16 protein-coding genes are annotated in these 17,836 nt (G+C 71.9%); 7 read left to right on the plus strand and 9 right to left on the minus strand.

Going from position 1 to position 17,836, the window contains the following annotated elements; translation table 11 throughout:
• Positions 1-87 precede the first annotated feature (87 nt).
• Entirely contained in the window at positions 88-618 is a 531-nt protein-coding gene (locus MZC64_RS38855; protein WP_247764674.1) for a hypothetical protein, read from the plus strand.
• Here the strand turns inward: MZC64_RS38855 and MZC64_RS38860 are convergent.
• The 4 genes from MZC64_RS38860 to MZC64_RS38875 form a co-directional block, all read right to left on the minus strand.
• Positions 590-3,796: a S8 family serine peptidase gene (locus tag MZC64_RS38860; protein WP_247764675.1), complete on the minus strand. Its 3,207-nt coding sequence runs from the start codon at positions 3,794-3,796 to the stop codon at positions 590-592. The two genes, MZC64_RS38855 and MZC64_RS38860, sit on opposite strands and share 29 nt — an antisense overlap.
• A gap of 121 nt (positions 3,797-3,917) precedes the next feature.
• Positions 3,918-5,516, minus strand: coding sequence for an ABC transporter permease (locus MZC64_RS38865; protein ID WP_247764676.1), 1,599 nt, complete (start codon positions 5,514-5,516; stop codon positions 3,918-3,920).
• Positions 5,513-6,391: an ABC transporter ATP-binding protein gene (locus MZC64_RS38870; RefSeq protein WP_247764677.1), complete on the minus strand. Its 879-nt coding sequence runs from the start codon at positions 6,389-6,391 to the stop codon at positions 5,513-5,515. Before MZC64_RS38870 ends, MZC64_RS38865 begins: the two co-directional genes overlap by 4 nt.
• Before the next feature lie 63 nt (positions 6,392-6,454).
• Entirely contained in the window at positions 6,455-6,658 is a 204-nt protein-coding gene (locus MZC64_RS38875; RefSeq protein WP_247764678.1) for a hypothetical protein, read from the minus strand.
• Between the two features lie 110 nt (positions 6,659-6,768).
• On the opposite strand from MZC64_RS38875, the gene MZC64_RS38880 reads away from it, so the two are divergent.
• The 4 genes from MZC64_RS38880 (at position 6,769) to MZC64_RS38895 (ending at position 9,745) form a co-directional block, all read left to right on the plus strand.
• Complete coding sequence (locus MZC64_RS38880) at positions 6,769-7,467, plus strand: lysophospholipid acyltransferase family protein (protein ID WP_247764679.1); 699 nt, start codon at positions 6,769-6,771, stop codon at positions 7,465-7,467.
• 51 nt (positions 7,468-7,518) lie between these two features.
• A complete protein-coding gene (locus tag MZC64_RS38885; protein ID WP_247764680.1) occupies positions 7,519-7,911 on the plus strand; it encodes a MerR family transcriptional regulator in 393 nt (130 codons plus the stop codon).
• Positions 7,908-8,213 (plus strand): thioredoxin, encoded by a 306-nt coding sequence (trxA, locus tag MZC64_RS38890; RefSeq protein ID WP_247764681.1) that lies wholly within the window; start codon positions 7,908-7,910, stop codon positions 8,211-8,213. Before MZC64_RS38885 ends, trxA begins: the two co-directional genes overlap by 4 nt.
• Before the next feature lie 116 nt (positions 8,214-8,329).
• Complete coding sequence (locus tag MZC64_RS38895; RefSeq protein WP_247764682.1) at positions 8,330-9,745, plus strand: hypothetical protein; 1,416 nt, start codon at positions 8,330-8,332, stop codon at positions 9,743-9,745.
• A gap of 81 nt (positions 9,746-9,826) precedes the next feature.
• On the opposite strand, the gene MZC64_RS38900 is transcribed toward MZC64_RS38895, so the two are convergent.
• From MZC64_RS38900 to MZC64_RS38915, 4 genes are all read right to left on the minus strand, one after another.
• On the minus strand, positions 9,827-10,228 hold the full coding sequence (locus MZC64_RS38900; protein ID WP_247764683.1) for an NTP pyrophosphohydrolase: 402 nt from the start codon (positions 10,226-10,228) through the stop codon (positions 9,827-9,829).
• Positions 10,225-12,327, minus strand: a complete 2,103-nt coding sequence (locus tag MZC64_RS38905) for an EAL domain-containing protein (protein WP_247764684.1) — start codon at positions 12,325-12,327, stop codon at positions 10,225-10,227. The genes MZC64_RS38900 and MZC64_RS38905 overlap by 4 nt, the downstream gene beginning before the upstream one ends.
• Positions 12,328-12,584: 257 nt before the next feature.
• Positions 12,585-13,391: an SAM-dependent methyltransferase gene (locus MZC64_RS38910; RefSeq protein WP_247764685.1), complete on the minus strand. Its 807-nt coding sequence runs from the start codon at positions 13,389-13,391 to the stop codon at positions 12,585-12,587.
• Position 13,392: 1 nt separating this feature from the next.
• A complete protein-coding gene (locus tag MZC64_RS38915; RefSeq protein ID WP_247764686.1) occupies positions 13,393-14,220 on the minus strand; it encodes an SAM-dependent methyltransferase in 828 nt (275 codons plus the stop codon).
• Between the two features lie 211 nt (positions 14,221-14,431).
• Here MZC64_RS38915 and MZC64_RS38920 point away from each other — a divergent pair, with 211 nt between their 5' ends.
• Entirely contained in the window at positions 14,432-15,640 is a 1,209-nt protein-coding gene (locus MZC64_RS38920) for an ROK family transcriptional regulator (RefSeq protein WP_247764687.1), read from the plus strand.
• Here the strand turns inward: MZC64_RS38920 and MZC64_RS38925 are convergent.
• Positions 15,623-16,336, minus strand: a complete 714-nt coding sequence (locus MZC64_RS38925) for a class I SAM-dependent methyltransferase (RefSeq protein ID WP_247764688.1) — start codon at positions 16,334-16,336, stop codon at positions 15,623-15,625. The two genes, MZC64_RS38920 and MZC64_RS38925, sit on opposite strands and share 18 nt — an antisense overlap.
• A 228-nt stretch (positions 16,337-16,564) precedes the next feature.
• Between MZC64_RS38925 and MZC64_RS38930 the strand changes: the two genes are divergently transcribed.
• Positions 16,565-17,755 (plus strand): hypothetical protein, encoded by a 1,191-nt coding sequence (locus tag MZC64_RS38930; protein WP_247764689.1) that lies wholly within the window; start codon positions 16,565-16,567, stop codon positions 17,753-17,755.
• The last annotated feature ends 81 nt before the right edge of the window (positions 17,756-17,836 follow it).

Consider the following 17,836-nt stretch of genomic DNA (forward strand, 5'->3'; position numbering starts at 1 on the left):
GCGGCCGGGTTCGCCACCAGCGGCTCCACCTGAAGTAAGAACTCGGCCCTGGTGCTGGGCTCGCCGGTCTGGCGAGGCACTTCGGCGGTGGCCTTCTGCCTGGGACTCCTGGGCGGCGGCGTGGTCACCGCGACCGTATTGGTAGTCGTGGGCTCGTTGGTGCGGGCTCCGCTGCCCGCGCCCGTGCCCTGGCTGCTGGTCGGGCTGATGCTGCTGGTGGTGCTGGGCAAGGAGTCCGGGCTGCTGCGGATCACCCTGCCGGAGAACCGGCGGCTGGTGCCGGAGACGGTGTTCCGGTTGGGCAGGCACCTCGGGCCGTTGCAGTTCGGGCTGGAGATGGGCACCGGCGCGCGCACCTATCTGCCGAGTGGATTGCCTTATGTGGCCGCGGTGGCGGTGCTGTTCACGGCGTCCTTCCCGGCCGCGGTGTGCGCCGGACTGGGTTTCGGGCTGGGGCGGGCGTTGATGACCACGGCGAATCTGCGCTACGGCGAGAGCGGGGCCTGGGACGCGGCGTGGACCGGCCATCGCCGCGTCCTGACCCTGCTGCTGTGGTGCGCCTTCGGTTTGGCGTTGCTGGTACTGCTGTTCAGCGATCCGTCAGTGCGTATGCCCTGAACACGGTCTGGGTGACCGAGTTGCCCGCGGCGTCGGTGGCGGCCAGCCGGAGGGTGGCGAACCCGTTGCCGGGTGGGTGGTTGAGCAGGGTGTAGCCGCTGTTGCCGAAGCGCAGCACCGGGGTTCTGGTCCAGGTCGCGCCGTCGTCGTAGGAGACCTCGGCGGACAGCGCGGTCAGCGGCGCGGCCGGGGCGCCGGGCTGGTGGTGGGTGGTGAGGTGCAGCAGGTAGGGCAGTCCGGCCGGGGCCCGGTTGTGCTCGTCGACCTGCCCGGTGGCGCGAATCACCAGCAGCGGCAACGGTTTCCCGGCCACCCCGGAGTCCTGAAAGGTCCAGCGGACGTCGGCGCGGGTGCCGAGCACGGACCAGGGCACGGCGCGGGTCGCGGTGGTGTGCACGGTGTAGCGGCCCGCGGTGGTCGGCACGGTGAACACACCCGAGCCCGCCGTGTCGGCGGCGCCCAGCTCCTGGCCGTCCCTGGACAGCGTGGTGCGGCCGGTCATGCCCGCCTGCGGTGGTTCGGTGACCAGCGCCGGATCGTTGCCGGACAACAGCGGCACGCCGACCTTGAGCTGGTCGCCGGTGCGCTGGGTGCCCCAGCCGTGTTCGGCGTCGCCGAAGGCCGGGCCGAGCGGGGCCCGGTTCCAGGCGGCCGTGCTGTGCCCTGGGCGCAGGGTGCGGACCACCCAGTGCAGTTCGACATCGGAGCCGTCTGCCGGGCGCACGCCGAGCAACTGCTGCCAAGTGACGTCCTGGTGCGCGGTGAAGTACTCGATCCGCCTGGCGGGCAAGGAGTACAGGTAGGGCGCGAACACGCCGACGGTGGTGCCGGGGACCGGCAGCCGGGCGTAGTCGGCGCGCAGCCCGGAGGTGGGCGCGCCCTGGTCGTGGTAGCGACTGTCCACTCTGGCCAGTTCGTGGTCGCGGATGCGGCGGTCCAGGGTGGCCGGGATACGGCCGCGTTCCAGGAAGGCCAGGTGGTAGAGGTACGGGGTGGGGCCGTCGGCCGGATGGGACGGGCCGTAGGTGGCGCGCTGGAAGTAGGCGTAGACGTGGTCGGTGACCGTGCCGGGGGTCGCGGCGGCGAACAGCTGCTGGCCTGGACCGGAGTTCCAGGTCAGGGTCGAGGTGCGCACGCCGGTCCGCTCCCCCGACACCAGGCCGAACTCGCCGAACTGGTGCCGGGCGTCCGGGCGATCGAGGGTGGCCCGGACCGGTGTGGCGGTGGTCCCGTCCAGGGTCAGTTCGGTGTCGCGGTCGAGGGTGAGGTTGGTGCGGGACAACAGGGTCACCACGGTCCAGTTCGCGGCCAGGTCGAGGGCGTTGAGGTCGTAGCGGCCCTTGGGCAGGCGCAGCACGGCGGTGCCGGTGGCGTCGAAGCGCGGGCCGGTGACCGCGCCGGTGCCGGTGTGCACGGCCTGGGCCAGCGCGGCGGCGAACTGGCCACCACGACTGCGGATCTTCAGCGTGAGGTGGTAGCTCTCCGGTTCGAGGACCGCGCCGATCGCGGTGCGCACGGCGATCCCGGGCGCGGTGGCGGTGAGCCGGGTGGACTGCGGACCGGCAGCCCCGGTGGAGCGGGCGGTGACCGTCACCTCGGTGCTGCCCCCGGCGGGCACGGTGATCTGCTTGGCGGACAACGAGAATGCTGGATTCTGTTCCAGGGCAAGGGTAAGCGTGACCGGGGTGCGGCCGTCGTTGTGGTAGCGGACGGTCTTGGCCGCGGACTGCCGGTAGTTCAGGAAACCGAAGCTCAGACTGCCACTGCTCCACACCGACTGGCTGACCGCGCGGTCCACGTCCACCCGCCCGGCGCCCTGCTCGAACACCCCGGCGGTGGGCTTGGCACTGCTCATCAGCTGCGGCTTGAGCCGGTCGACCGTCCACTGTGGATGTTGTTGCAGCAGCAACGCGGCCGCGCCGGTGACGTGCGGGGCGGCCATCGAGGTGCCGCTGGCCCTGGCGTGCCGTTCGCCCACCGGTTCGGCGTCGCCGGTGGGGGTGCCGGGCACCCGGGCGGAGACGATGCCGCTGCCGGGGGCGGCCAGATCGGGTTTGACCGCGTGGTCGCCGAAGCGGGGGCCGTGGCTGGTGAACGGGCTGGGCTTGTCCTCGGCGGTCACGCTGCCGACCGCGAGCGCGGCATCGGCCGCGGCGGGTGCGGTGACCCCGGCCAGGGGGTCCGGCGGGTCGAGGGAGCGGTCGTTGCCGGAGGAGACCACGAACAGCGTGCCGTGCTTGGCGCTCAACGTGTTCAGCGCCGCCGACACCGGGTCGGCGCCGTCGGTGGTGTCGCCGCCGAGGCTGAGGTTGACCACCTTGGCCCGCGGTGCGATCCACTCCATCCCGGCGATGACCATCGAGTCCGGGCAGCCGAAGGACACGCACACCTTGCCACTGACCAGTTTCGCGTCCGGGGCCACGCCGCGGTACTGGCTGTCGCCCGAGGCGATGATCCCGGCCACGTGCGTGCCGTGGCCCAGATCGTCGCCGCCCTGCGGCAGGGTGCCGGTGAAGTCCTGCTGTGCCAGCAGTTTCCCGGCCAGGTCGGGGTGGGTGCCGTCCACACCGGAGTCGAGCAGGCCGATGGTGACGCCCGCGCCGGTGAGCCCGCGCTGCCAGGCCGCGGGTGCGCCGACCTGCGGCGCGCTGCTGGCCAGGGTGGGTGTGGCGACCCCGTCCAGCCACACCTTGGCCAGCCCGGCGGGCCTGCCGCGCACCCAGTTCCAGAACTCCGCGCCCTGCCCGCGCACGGCCGCGCCGTTGATCGCGGGCAGCGTGCGCACGGCGTTCGCGCCAACGGGACTGGCCGCGCGGGCGCCGGTGAGGATGAGCGGGGTGTCCGCATTCCATTGCGCGGCCAGCGCGGTGACGTCGAACAGGCGTGGGTCCAGGCGGCCCTCGTTGAGCAGCGGGACCGCGTCCGCGGGCACCACCCGGTGGTGCACCCCGCCCTTGCCGGTGCTGGTCTCGCGCACGAAGCCCAGCCGCTCCCGGCCGGGCGCGGGCTGCACCAGCACGGTGACCCGGCCGTCCCGGCCGGTGTTGAGCAGCACCCGGTCGCCGGTGATCAGCGTCACGGTCCGACTGTCCTTTGTGGCCACCGGCGCCGCGGCCGGAGTGGCCAGGGCCGGTTCACCCACCGGCAGCAACGCGGCTACCAGTACCAGTGCGGCCATTCGGACGAAGTGGACACCACCTGTTCGGCGGTCGGTTTTCCAGGACACTGGCGGAGTATCACCGGGTTGGCGCAAGGGGTGTAGCCGCCAGGCAGGTGACGGCCTCACCCGGTCGGCGGGTTCAGCCCAGATCGCGCCGCCGCAGTCCGAGCAGCCCGGTTCCGGCCAGCAGCAAGGTCACCGCAGTCAAGGCCAGTAGCGGAACTGTGGCGAACTCGCCGCCGGAAAGCACCTTCGGGATGTGGTGGAAGGGCACGATCTGGTTGGCCAGCCAGTAGTCCACGCCCAGCACCGGACCGAGCTGCTCGCCGACCAGGTTGGTCAGCAGCCACACCGTCCAGGAGATGGCCGCCGCCGCGCGCGGCAGGAAACCGAATACCAGCACCGCGACCGCGCCGATCGTCCAGGCCGCCGGGACCTGCACCAGCGCACCCAGCAGCACCCGGCCGAACTGCGCACCGTCCGAAGTGGACAGTGTGTGCACGGTGGCCGCGGTCAGGCCGCCGGCCAGCAGCATGCTCGCGGTGCCCAGCAGGGCGAAGGCGAGGTGGCTCAGTGCCCAGCGGGTCCGGCCGACCGTGGTGGACAGGGTCAGCTCGGCCCGCCCGTCCGCCTCCTCGGCGCGCAGCCGCAGCGTGACCAGCATCGGGTACAGCGCGGCCACCCCGCCCAGGCTGAGCATGATCAGCCACAGGTAGGTGTCGGCGATGCCCGCGTCGGGGCCGGCGGCGTAGCGCCGGAAGAACTCCTGGATGGCCGGTCCACCGCGCCCGGCGATCTCCGGCATGCCCGTGGCCACCGCGGCGGTGGCCGCCCCGGCCACGGCGAACCCCGCGGTCCAGCCCAGCAGCTGGCCCCGGTGCAACCGCCAGGCCAGCCCGAACGCCGAGCTGAGGCCGGGCGCGGCGGCCGCGGGTCCGGCGCGGGTGGGCAGCACCCCGGCGCCGTGGTCGCGGCGGGACACCAGGTTCGCGGCCACCGCGGTGAGCAGCACGGTGGCGGTCAGCGGCAGCAACAGCACGGCCCAGCGCGGGTCGCCGGTGGGTTCGAGGAGGTGGCTCCAGCCGGTGGGGCTGAACCAGCGCAGCCAGAACACGCCGCTGCCGTCGGCGAGGAAGCGCAGCAGGTAGGCCAGGCCGAAGCCGGTGGCGGCCAGCGCGGTGGCGGTGCGGGCGCGCGGGGTGAGCTGGGCGGTGAGCGCGGCCAGTGCGCCGAAGACCAGTCCGGGCGCGGCCACCGCGAGTCCGAACGCGACCGCGTTGACCAGGGCGAATCCCAAAGCCAGCAAGCCGAACGCGATCAGCAGCCCGGTGCTGAGCGCGGCGGTCCAGGTGAGCAGCAGGGCCGCGGCGAGCACGGCGTGGCGGCCCAGTACGCCGGCGCCCAGGAGTTCGGCGCGGCCGGACTCCTCCTCGGCGCGGGTGTGCCGGACGGTGATCAGGATGGCCATCAGCGAGGTCAGCGCGTAGGCGATGTCGCTGATCTTCCAGCCGGTCAGCCCGGCCAGTCCGCTGCCGTGCGCCTGGCCGGTGAAGGCGCTCAGCGCGGCGTTGCCGGTGACCTCGGCGAGGAAGGCCCGTTGCAGGTCGGCGGTGGGGAACAGGCCCGCGTACTGCACGGCGGTGCCGATCACCAGCAGCGTGATCAGGCCGATCCAGCCGGGCAGCAACAGCCGGTCGCGGCGCAGGAACAGGCGGAACAGCAGGCCGGCGCCGGTCATCGGCCGGCCTCGTAGTGCCGCAGGAACAGCTCCTCCAGGGTCGGCGGATGGCTGGCCAGCGCGCTGATCCCGGCCTGGGCGAGCCTGCCCAGCACCGGGCCGAGCTGATCGGGTTCGACCTGGCAGCGCAGCCGGTTGCCCTCGATGCTCAGCTCGTGCACGCCGGGCAGTTCCGGCGCGGGGCCGGTCAGCTCGGCGGTGATCGAGGTGCGGGTGAGGTGCCGCAGCTCGGCGAGGGTGCCGGTCTCCACGGTGCGACCGGCCCGCACGATGCTGACCCGGTCGCACAGCGTCTCCACCTCGGAGAGGATGTGGCTGGACAGCAGGACGGTGCGGCCGCGATCGCGTTCCTCGGCCACGCACTGCTGGAACACCGCCTCCATCAACGGATCCAGCCCCGAGGTCGGCTCGTCCAGGATCAGCAAGTCGACGTCCGCGGCGAACGCGGCCACCAGGGCCACCTTCTGCCGGTTGCCCTTGGAGTAGGCCCGCCCGCGCACCCGCGGATCCAGCTCGAACCGGTCCAGCAGCTCGGCCCGGCGCGCGGGGTCCAGCCCGCCGCGCAACCGGCCGAGCAGGTCGATGGCCTCCCCGCCGGTGAGGTTGGGCCACAGGGTGACGTCGCCGGGCACGTAGGCCAGCCGCCGGTGCAGCGTGGTGGCCTCCCGCCAGGGATCGCCGCCGAGCAGCCGGGCCCGCCCCGCGTTCGCGCGGATCAGCCCGAGCAGCACCCGGATGGTGGTCGACTTGCCCGCGCCGTTGGGCCCGAGGAAGCCGTGCACCTCCCCCGCAGTCACGGCGAGGTCGAGCCCGTCTAGCGCACGCGTCCGGCCATAGCTCTTGACCAGGCCGGACACCTCGATCACTGAAGTCACGAGGCAGAAGCTACACACTCTTCACAAACTTGTGAACGTACGAAACGCGTAAAGACGCGCAGCTCACCCTTCCGAGACCACCGAGGACGCCCGGCCCAGGATCCCGATGTTGACGTACTCCAGCACGTCCTCCAGCAGGTCGATGTCCCCGGTCTGGATGTGCGGCGCGACAACGACATCCCCCACCGACACCAGCGGACTCGCGTGCGCCGCCGACCCGGCGATCGACGCGGCCACCAGCACTCCCCCTAGCACGATCTTGCGCATCCCCTGCCCCAATCATCCGACGAACCGGACATATCACGCTAATCGGACAGTCGCCGCGTGAGACAGACGGCAAACGGTGGATCACGAATGGCGGCACCTAATCTGGAGGCGTGAGGCGCAGGGAACGCGGCGGGTTCTGGGTCGGACTGACCGCGACGATCTTGTATCCGGTGACGTGGGCGCTGGCCCGGCGCAAGGTCACCGGCGGCGCGATCCCCGCCGAGGGCCCGGCGTTGCTGATCATGAACCACCCCTCGCTGCTGGACCCGGTGTTCGACGCGGTGTTCGTGCATCGCAAGGGGCGGGTGCCGCGGTTCCTGGCCAAGCACAGCCTGTGGCGGCTGCCCCTGGTCGGCAGCGCGTTCCGGGCCACCGACCAGATCCCGGTCTACCGCGGCACTTCAGCGGCCGGGGACAGCCTGCGCGCGGCGGACACCGCGCTGGAGCAGGACCGGGTGGTGGTGATCTACCCGGAGGGCACGCTCACCCACGATCCGGACGGCTGGCCGGTGCTCGGCCGGACCGGCGCGGTGCGGCTCGCGCTGTCCAACGACGTGCCGATCATCCCGATCGTGCGCTGGGGCACCAAGGCCATTCTCAGCAAGGGCCGGTTCCGCCCGTTGCCGCGCAAGACCGTCGAGTACCTGATCGGCGAACCCCTTGACCTGTCCGCCTTCCGGGCCCGGCCGGTGGACAAGGAACTGCTGCAGGAGGTCACCGACCTGGTCCTGCTGAAGTTGCAGGAACTGCTGGCCGTGCTGCGCGGGGAGACCCCGCCCGGACTGCCGCAGACCGGTCAGGCCGCGTGACTGGACTTCACGTCGACGTCAAGGTCTAGCTTCGGCGCCCAGGAGGTCTTGATGCGGATCGGCGAACTCGCGGGCCAGGCCGGCGCCAGCACCCGGGCGTTGCGCTACTACGAGGAACAGGGGTTGCTGCCCGCGCGCCGGGCGGCCAACGGGCACCGGGACTACGACGCGCAGGACCTCCGCCTGGTCCAGGAAATCCGGTCACTGCTGGACATCGGGTTCTCCCTGGAGGAGACCCGGCCGTTCGTGGAGTGCCTGCGCGCGGGTCACGAGGCTGGCGATGTCTGCCCGGCCTCGGTCGCGGTGTACCGGATCAAACTGGCCGAACTGGACGACCGGATGGCGCGCCTGGCGTTGATCCGGGAGCGGCTGCGGACCCAGCTGGCCAAGGTCGCCGCCCCGGAACCTCGTTGCGCGCTCACAGTTCCCGAGGAGCCTGCATGATCGACATCACCGAAGCCGAGTTTCCCGAGCGCGTGCTCAACGCCGAGCACACCGTCCTGGTCGAGTTCTGGGCGCCCTGGTGCGGCCCGTGCCGGATGGTCGCCCCGGTGCTGGCCGAGATCGAGGCGGAACGACCGGAGCTGACCGTGGTGAAGGTCAATACCGACGAGAACCCCGGCCTGACAAGGGATCTGGGTGTCATGGCGGCGCCGACGCTGCAGGTGTACCGGGGTGGCAGGCTGGTGCGCTCGGCGGTGGGCGCCAAGCCCAAGGCCCAGTTGCTGGCGCTGCTGGCCGAATAGTTCCGGGTTCCCCTAGGGGTTCTTGATCCCCGCCGGCTCCGGAGTTTCGGTATATCTGGACGTGGGCGGTGCGCATCGCAGGGGGCGATGGACTCCGCCGCCCAGGGGGAATCACCATGTCTGACAACGTCATCCTGGGTTCGATGACCCAGCCTGAACCCGGTGACCGGCTGGCCGGGCTGTACGCGGCCAAACCGGTGCTGCGGATCCTGGCCTACACCGACCAGGCCGACACCGTGCAGCTCAACAACGTGGCCGGGTTCGGCGTCGGCATCCTGCGTGACCTGCTGGAGAAGAACGCGCCCTTCCACACCGACATCCGCTTCGATCTGGTGCAGCGGCACGGAAAGGGCTACGCCAGCGACAGGCTGACGCCCGAGTTGCTGGCCGGCTACGACCAGATCTGGTTCTTCGGCATCATGCCCTGCGACCTGCCCGCGCAGGGCATGCCGACGAACGAGCTGACCGATCCCGAGGTCGCCGCGCTGCGCGCCTGGATGGACGCCGGCGGCGGGGTGCTGATCTGCGGCGACCACTCCAACCCGAAGCCGCCCGGCGCCGACCCGGCCCTGAACGAGCTGCTGAACCTGGGCCGGGCCATCGCGCACCGGGTGCCGAGGGCCGGGGAGATGCGGGTGTGGGAGGGCTTGCCGGACTCCAGCATCCAGTTCAGCCACAACACCCACCAGCCGGACGGCCGGGGCAGTGACATCAACAACCCGATCCCGATGGACGCCGACGGCTTCCCGCAGGAGCTGATCCTCAAGCGGTACCCGCCGTTCCACCGCCCGCACCCGGTGTTCAGCGGCAAGAACGGGCCGATCACCGTGTTCCCGGACCACATGCACGAGGGCCAGCTGCGCATCCCGGACAGCTACCCCGCGCAGACCTGGCCCAGCGGCCCGTTCGGTCAGCCGAAGCCGGAGATCGTGGCCCGCGGCACGGACAAGCGCAACGGCTCGGTCTACGGCGTGCTCGCCACCTACGACGGGCACGCGGCCGGCGTGGGCCGGATCGTGGCCGACTCCACCTGGCACCACTACTTCAACATCAACCTGTTCGGCTTTGTCAGCGAACCCACGGTGGCCGCCCGGATGGCCGAGTACTACGTCAACCTGACCCTCTGGCTGGCCCCGGCGCGCAAGCGGCAGCAGGCGCAGGCCCGGATGCTGTGGTGGCTGAGCAACCATCCGGTGGTGCGGATGGCCTTCGGCAACCCGGCCGCCGACGTCGGCCGCACCGCACTGGGCCTGCTGGCCACAGTCACCAACCCGGCCACCGCCGCCGACCTCGCCTGGCCCCTGCCCGCCCCCACCACCCTGCCCGAGGACCTGACCCTGGGCGCGCAGCTGGTGTCGTACTGGCAGGAGCTGAACGCGAGCACGGACACCGCTCGCGGTGCGGCGGAACTGGTCGACGAGGGCCTGCGGGCGGCGGCTGAGGAGCATGCCGCCGCACTGCGCAGGTCCTTGGCGGAGACGGAAAACCTGGGCACGAGCATCGAATCCGGCCTGCGCCTGGCCCACCGCTGACCGATCCCGCCGAGTTGGCCCAACTGGCACAGGCATTTGGGCCAACTCGGCGTACCAGTTGGGCCAACTCGGCGTTGTGGGTCAGCGCCCGCCCGCCTCCGGCCGCACCGTGCTTGGCCCGGTGACCAAGGCTCCCAGCGCCAGCACCCGCTCGCGCAACCCCCGGTCCGCGGTGACCACCAGGCACGGCCGGTCCGTCTCCCGCACCAGTGCCACGATCGCGTCGTCGCCCGATCCGGGCGCGGCGACCACCCGCACCGCGCCGGTCTCGCGTACCCGGGCAGCCTTGCCCTCCACCACCAGGACCATCTCCACCGGCCCGCTGGCCCACTCCGGCACCCCGGAGCCCGGCGGCAAACCCTGCTCCGGCAACGGGTTCAGCCGGTCCAGCAGCCGGCTGGTGGCACCTGCCCGATCCCGCCACCAGCCGTCGGGGACCGAGCCGACCACGTTGGCCGCGTCCACGATCACCAGCCCGCTCACGAGAAACTCCGGGCCAGCAGGGCCGACATCTCCGCGGGTGGGCCCGGCTGCCCGAAGTAGGCGCCCTGGGCCAGGTCCGCGCCCAGGTCGCGGCAGCGGTGGGCGTGTTCGGCGGTGCTGATGCCGTCCATCAGGACCGCGGCCTCCAGTTGGTGCACCAGGGGAACCAGGTTGCGGACGGCTTCGGTGAGCAGAGTGGGCGGGCAGGGCTGGCCCAGGCGGCGCACCAGTCTGGCGGAGAGGCGGACCGAGCTGACCGCGAGTTCGTCGAGCAGGGTGAGTTCGTCGGTGCCGCAGCAGAACTCGTCCAGCAGCACCGGGATGCCCATGTCCGCCAAGGTTTCCACGTTGTCCTCGACCTCGCCGAAGCCGGCGAGCAGGGCCGGGGCGGGCACCCCCAGCCAGAGCTGGTCGGGCCGCAGGCCGCAGCCGTCGAGGACCTTGCGGACATCGCCCACCAGGTCCGGATCGGCCGCCTGGCTCTTGCCCATCCGCAGGCCGATCGGCGGCACCGGGGCCTGGAACTCCTGCTGCCACAACCGGACCTGCTCACACGCGGTGCGCAGCATCCACTGTCCGATAAGGATGGTCAGGCCGGTTTCCTCGGCCAGGCGCACGCAATCGTCGTGCCCGATCTCGCCGCGGTCCGGGTGCAGCCAGTGCAGCAGCACCTCCACCCCGGCCAGCCGGTCGTCGGCCAGCTGCCGGACCGGTTGGTACCGCAGGCGAAGCTCGCCGTTCTCCCACGCGCCGGGCATGGTCGCGGCCAGTGCGAACCATTCCCGGTCCCGCCGGTCCGCGTCCGGGTCGTGCAGTCCCCACTGCCGTCTGCCGGATGCCTTGACCCGGCGCAGCGTGCCTGCCGCGGACCGCAGCAGCTCCACCGGTTTGATCCGCCCGGCCTGCTGCTGCACCACGCCGATGCTGGCCGAGACCGCCACCCCGCGTTCGGTCAGGTAGACCGGCTCGCCGAGTTCCTCGTTGATCCGGGCGGCCATGGTGGCCACGTCCGGGGTGCCCGCGGTGTGCTCGATCAGGATCGCGAACTCGTCCCCGCCGAACCGGGCGACCAGGGCTTTCTCCTTGTCCACCAGCATCTTCAGCTTGGCCGCGACCAGTTGCAGCACCTGGTCGCCGACCTCGTGCCCCAGGCCGCTGTTGATCATCCCGAAGCCGTCGATGTCCAGGTGGTACAGGCTCATCCCGGTGCTCGGCTCGATCCGGCCGAGCACGGCTTCCAGCCGGGTCAGGAAGAACTGCCGGTTCGCCAGCCCGGTCAACCGGTCGTGCAATGCCTGGTGGTGCAACCGGTCCTGCACCAGTTTCAGCTCGGTGACGTCCTCGACCATGGTCACGCAACTCGTCGGCGAGCCCTGCTCATCGCGCAGCAGGGACACCGCGAGGTAGGCGAACCCGGTCTCCTCCTCGCCCTTGTGCAGCCGGGCCAGCACCCGGAACCGCTCCTGCCTGCCCGCGAACAACCCGGCGTAGGCGCGGGCCACCTCGGCCGCGGTGTCCGGGTGCACGAAGTCGGTCAGCGTGCGCCCGCGCAGTTCCGCCGGTTCCTGGTCGAGGATCCCGCACAGCGCCTGGTTGAAGTTGATGAACGTGCCGTCCAGCTCGGTGATCGCGATGCCCACCACCGAACTGGTGAACACCTCGCGCAGCCGCGCCTCGCTGCCGCGCATGGCCCGCTCGGCGTTGTCCTTGGCCCGCAACAACGCCTGTTTGACGTCCTCCTGCTGCTCGAAGACGCGCTGCCGCATCGCCTCGGCGAACCCGGCCGCGAGCGCGCCCAGCGCCAGGACCACCCGCTGCGGCAGGTCGGGCCGTCCGGCCAGCTCGGCCAGCGCGGGCAGGCCGGCGCCCAGCACCCGCATGGTGCAGATCAGGCTCTCACTGTGCGTGAACTGTCCGCTGACCAGCCGCCGCCCGACCTCGGTCGCCGCGCTGACCGCGCCCGCCGGGGCACGCAGCTCCTCGACCAGCTCGTGCACCAGGTCGAGGAGGTACTCGCCGATCTCCGCCTCGGTCAGCGGCACGTAGACGGTCCGGGTGATCTCGGTCTGCCAGCTCACGGCCAGCTCCGCCCGGTTCACGCCCGTTCCCCGGCCACGGCGGCGCCCGCCAGGGCGACCGGCGGTGGCAGCGGCACGGTGAACACCTCGTCGAGTTCTCGGGGCTGTGGCGGGACCCGGCGCGAACCCGCGATCCGAATCCCACCACCATATTGCGCCGACCCCCGCACCCGCGGGGTGGCGAGCCCGCGGGCGGCCCCATCGTCGCCCGATCGGTACCCGGATGGCCCAACGGGTCACCCGGCAGGATGGACCTGTGCGTCCGCCCGGCCGAATACCTAGACCTTGCGGCCCACCGCGGCGAGCAGGTTGGAGTGCCGCACGTCTTCCAGGTGCACCGCCTCGGTCTCCGGACGCCAGCGCGGCGTGTAGACCAGGCCCGGCTCTACGAGGTCGAAACCCTCGGCGAAGCGCAGGATGTCCGCCCTGGTGCGCGGGTGGATGGGCTCCTGGGTGTGCTTGAAGACCTCCACCGCCTTGGTCATCGCCTCCCGGTTGCCGTCCCAGGTGAAGGCGGAGAAGGCCAGATAGCTGCCCGCGGGCAGGGCGGCCCGGTAGCGCTGGATGACCGACCACGGGTCGGACTCGTCCGGGATGAACTGCAGCACGCCGACCAGCAGCAGCGCCACCGGCCGGCTGAAGTCCAGCAGCCGCTTGGTCTCCGGGTGGTTCAGGATCGCCTCGGGATCGCGCAGGTCGGCCTGGATCGCCGCCGCGTTCGGGTTGTCCTGCAACAGCAGTTCGCTGTGCGCCACCGCGACCGGCTCGATGTCCACGTAGACCACCCGCGAGTCCGGCGCGGCCGCCTGCGCCACCTCGTGCACGTTGCCCACGGTCGGCACGCCCGAGCCCAGGTCGAGGAACTGCCGGATGCCCTGGTCCACCAGGAACTGGGTGCTGCGGCCGAGGAAGGCGCGGTTGAGCCGGGCCATGTCCCTGGCGGGCACCACGGTGAGCAGCCGGTCGGCCAGGGTCCGGTCCATCTCGAAGTTGTGGCCGCCGCCCAGCAGGTAGTCGTAGATGCGCGCGGAGCTGGGCAGCTCCATGTTGACCCCGTCGGGCACCCAGCTCAGTTCGTTCGACACGTCACGCAGTCCCTTCCGTGGACGAAAACTTGCGGCCGACGCCGGCGAAGTACCAGTCGCCGAGGGCGGTGGGTCCCGGGCGCACCGGATTCCGCCACCTACCGGGGTGTACCAGTCCAGGCTCGACCAGGTCGAACCCGGCGAAGAAGCGTTCGATCCCGGCCCGCGACCGCGGACACACCGGGTCACTGCCCGACATCAGCTCCTGCGCCCGTGTCACCACTTCGGGTGACACATCGCAGGTCACATGGCTGAGCGCGAGAAAGCTGCCCACCGCCAGCCGGTCCCGGTACCCGGCGAGCATCCCCCAGGGATCTCGCTCGTTGGGCACGTAGTGCAACAGGGCTACCGCGAGCAGGCCGATCGGGGCCGCGAAGTCGAGCATCCGGCGTACCCGGGGCTCGGCCAGGACCTGGCGCGCGTCCACCACGTCGGCGCGCAGCACGGTCGCCTGCTCATCGCCCTCCAGCAGCAGCTCGGCGTGCGCCACCGCCAGCTCGTCGTGGTCGACGTAGACCACCCGGCACTCCGGCGCGGCCTTGCGGGCGATCAGGTGCACCGGGTCGACGCCGGGGATGCCGCAGCCCAGGTCCAGGAACTGGCGCACCCCCGCGGAGAGCATGAAGTGCACCACCCGGCGCACGAAGGCCCGGTTGACCAGCGCGGAATGCGCCAGCCCCGGCACTTCGGCGACCACCCGGTCGGCCAGCTCCCGGTCCACCGCGAAGTTGTGCCCGCCGCCGAGCAGGTAGTCATAGACCCGCGCCGACCGGGGTTGCGCCCAGTCCCGCTCGGTCGACTGCGGACCCGCGCTGGGGTCTCCGGTCACGGCGCACCTCGTGGCGATGGACAAGTAGCGGACAGACTACTGAGGGTGCGCAACCCCGGCGAGAGAGGTCATCGCCGGGCGGCACGCGCCGATATGCCGGACCGGACCCGGCATTGGTCCTACGATTCGGCAGGCACCCGCGCCCGGGTGACACCTGGATGGCCGTACGCGCTGCCGCGTCCAGTGCCGCACGCGTGAAGGGGGAGTGGTGGTGCGAGCCGGAAGTCCGCGTCTGCTGCGGGAGATCAACGATCGGGCGGCCATCGAGATCCTCCTGGACAACGGGCCGATGACCAGGTCCGAGCTGGAGACCGCGATCGGGCTGTCCAAACCGGCCACCGCCCAGCTGCTGGCCCGGCTGGAGGAGGACGACGTGGTGCGCCGCGAGGGCCTGCGCGGCGGCGCCCGCGGGCCGAGGGCGCAGCTCTGGGCGGTCAACGGGGCGCTGTGCTTCGTGGCCGCGGTGGACCTGACCGCGGAATCGGTGGACATCGCCATCGCGGACATCTCCGGCCGGGTGCTCGCCGAGCACCGCGCGGTGATGCCGGCCGGACCCACCGAGGCGGTGCTGGCCGCCTTCGGCACGGCGCTGGCCGCCGCGGTCGGCCTGGCCGGACTGCCCGAGGGCACGCTGCGGCACGTCGTGGTGGGCAGCCCCGGCGCGGTGGACCGGGCCACCGGAAAGCTCGGCTTCGCCCCGCACCTGCCCGGCTGGGAGGGCTTCGACCTGCCAGGGCGGCTCAGCGAGCTGCTCAACGCCACGGTCACGGTGGAGAACGACGTCAACCTGGTCGCGCTGGAGGAGATGATCTCCGGCAAGGCGGTGGACGTGCGGGACATGGTGCTGGTCTGGCCCGCCGACGCGGTGGGCAGCGCGGTGGTGGTCAACCGGGTGCTGCTGCGCGGGGCCACCGGCGGCGCGGGCGAGATCGACTGGATGCGGGTGCCGGACCTGGCCAAGGCCGGCAGCGCGATCGGCCGGGACGGGATCCGGTTCGGCGACCTGGTCAGCTCGGACTCCATCGTCAGCCTGGCCGCCGCGCACGGCGTGATCGCCGAGACCGGGATCGCGGCCGTGCGGGACGCGGTCACCGGCGGCGAGCCGGGCCTGGCCTTCCTCACCGACCTGGCCAGGCGGATCGCCACCGGCGTGGCCAACCTGGTCTCCGTGCTGGACCCGGAACTGGTGCTGCTCTCCGGGGCGACCGCCGAGGCGGGCGGGCCGCTGCTGTGCGAGCTGGTGCAGCGCGAACTGCACGCCCTGGTCATCCCGAAGACGCCGGTGGAACCGGCCTCGGTGACCGGCAACGCGGTGCGGGCCGGTGCGCTGCACGCGGCCTACGCGATCGCCAGGGAGGAGATCTTCGGGCTGCCCGCGGCGGAGTTCATGAAGCCGCCGGGATCACGGGCGCATCGGTAGCGCCTCGATCTCCCACAGGCCGAGTGCCTTGTCCGCGAACGCCCCGCCCTCCTCGGCGCAGTTCTCCACCAGCACCGCGACCGGATCGGGCAGGTTGAACGGCGGGCGCTGCAGGTTGAGCGGGCGCCAGTCGCCGGTGGCGATGTCGGTGTTGTGCTCCAGTTCCAGGAACGTGGTGGCCAGCAGGTAGCGGGAACCGCTGCGGCGCAGGTTGTCCAGCGCGTCCCAGATCTGGGCGAAACTCAGGTGCACCAGGCAGTCCCGGCAGAGCACGGCGTCGGTGCGCGGCAACGGATCCCTGGTGAGGTCCAGGGTGTAGAAGCGGCGGTTGCCGCCGTGCCGGAAGTACTTGGCCAGGTTGGCCGCGATCAGCTCCTCCACGATGTCCGCGCCGAGGTAGGTCTCCAGGCCCAGCTCGCAGGTGGCCAGCCAGCCGAAGTCCCCGCACGGGATGTCCAGCAGACTGCGCACCCCGAAGCGCCGCAACACCTTCGGCAGCTCGGCGCGCAGCACGGCGGTCTCGGTGAGCGCGGAACCGTCGCCGGAGACCGAATCGGCGCAGCCCCACATGTTGCTGCGGAAGATGTGCGCGAACACCTCCTGGGTGTTCAGCCCGTCGAGCTGCCCGGCAAGGGCGAGGTAGTTCAGGTGCGCGCGCACCGGCGGGCGGGCCGCGTCCCGAGGCGTCTGGGTCACCTCCGCACCTCCGCAGGGTCGTGGTCGATCAGGTCGGTCCCATTGTGTGCGGCGGAAAACACGGATCGGCCACGGAACGCCGACGACCCGGTACGCCACCCCCTCAAGGACCCATCGAGTGATCCCCGTTCGCTCCGGGCGGAATCCCGCCCTGTGCCACCGAGTCACCGGGCAGGGTGGAGGCACCGGTTCCCTGCCACTCACCGCAACCACCCTGGGGGAAGAAAGGTGCTTCGCACCCGCGTCACCACACTGCTCACGGCCGTCTTCGTGTTGCTGACCGCCCTGCTGTCCACCGGCACCGCGACCGCCGCCGCGAAACCGACCCTGGACCTGCCCGCCACCGGCGGCCCGTTCCCGGTCGGCACCACCACCCTGCACCTGACCGACCGCGCCCGGGTCGACCCGTGGGCGCCGACGCCCGGACCACGCGAGCTGATGGCCCAGGTCTGGTACCCGGCCGTGCCGGTGGGCAAGCGGGCCGAGTACGGCGATCCCGCGGTGTCCCAGCACTTCGCCGACCTGGCCACCGCGATCGGCATGGGCCAGGTCGAGCCGTGGCTGGACCGCGTGCACCCCACCGCCCGCCATGCCGCAGAGTTGTTACGGCCCCAGCTGCTGCCCGGCCGGCCGGCGCTGCTGCGCGGCTGGCCGCTGATCCTGCAGAGCCACGGCCGCGGCACGGTCCGCGCCGCGACCACCGCGATCGCCGAGGGCCTGGCCGCCAAGGGCTATGTGGTGGCCGCGGTCGACCACACCTACGACGCCGCGGTCACCCGCTTCCCGGACGGCCGCACCGTCAAGGCCAACCGCACCCAGAACCCGACCGAGCCGGAACTCGCCGCCGAGGTCCAGGTCCGGGTCGCCGACCTGCGGTTCACCCTCGATCAGCTCAGCACGGGCGACACCCCGTTCCGGCACCGCCTGGACCTGGGCCGGGTCGGCGTCTTCGGCCACTCCCTCGGCGGTGACACCGCAGCCGAGGCCATGCGCGCCGACCGCCGCTTCCGGGTCGGCGCCAACCTGGACGGCGCGTTCTGGGGCGAGGCCCAGCACCAGGGCGTCCCCGGTCCGTTCGCCCTGTTCAGCGCGGGCCCCGGGGACCACCCCAGCTTCACCCGCTGGCGGGCGAACCAGCGGGCCTGGGGCCGGCACTTCACCCTGCCCGAGGGCATCCACAGCTCCGCCACCGACCTGGTGCTGTTCCCGGCGGTCTCCGGCCTGCGCGAGCTGCTGAAGGACCATCCGGAGGTGTACAAGCAGATCTTCGGCAGCCTCGACGGCGTGCGCACCACCCAGCTCTACCGCGCCTACCTCGGCGCGCTGTTCGACCGGCATCTGCTCGGCCGCCCGGCCCCGTTGCTGGACCGGGATTCGGCGCGGTGGCCGGAACACCGGCTGCTGTGGTCGGTCGGCTGAGAGGTTGCTGAGAGCCCCAAAGGGCAGACCCGGCGCGCACACGATCATCGCCGTTTTCTCGCTGGCAGGGTGAAATCACGG

The organism is Crossiella sp. S99.2 (genome assembly GCF_023094165.1).
GTDB lineage: Bacteria > Actinomycetota > Actinomycetes > Mycobacteriales > Pseudonocardiaceae > Crossiella.

Excerpts from the sequence above, each read along its gene's own strand:
- trxA (WP_247764681.1), top strand. The coding sequence starts at position 7,908 with ATGATCGACATCACCGAAGCCGAGTTTCCCGAGCGCGTGCTCAACGCC.
- MZC64_RS38860 (WP_247764675.1), bottom strand. The coding sequence starts at position 3,796 with ATGGCCGCACTGGTACTGGTAGCCGCGTTGCTGCCGGTGGGTGAACCG.
- MZC64_RS38865 (WP_247764676.1), bottom strand. The coding sequence starts at position 5,516 with ATGACCGGCGCCGGCCTGCTGTTCCGCCTGTTCCTGCGCCGCGACCGG.
- MZC64_RS38895 (WP_247764682.1), top strand. The coding sequence starts at position 8,330 with ATGTCTGACAACGTCATCCTGGGTTCGATGACCCAGCCTGAACCCGGT.
- MZC64_RS38875 (WP_247764678.1), bottom strand. The coding sequence starts at position 6,658 with ATGCGCAAGATCGTGCTAGGGGGAGTGCTGGTGGCCGCGTCGATCGCC.
- MZC64_RS38885 (WP_247764680.1), top strand. The coding sequence starts at position 7,519 with ATGCGGATCGGCGAACTCGCGGGCCAGGCCGGCGCCAGCACCCGGGCG.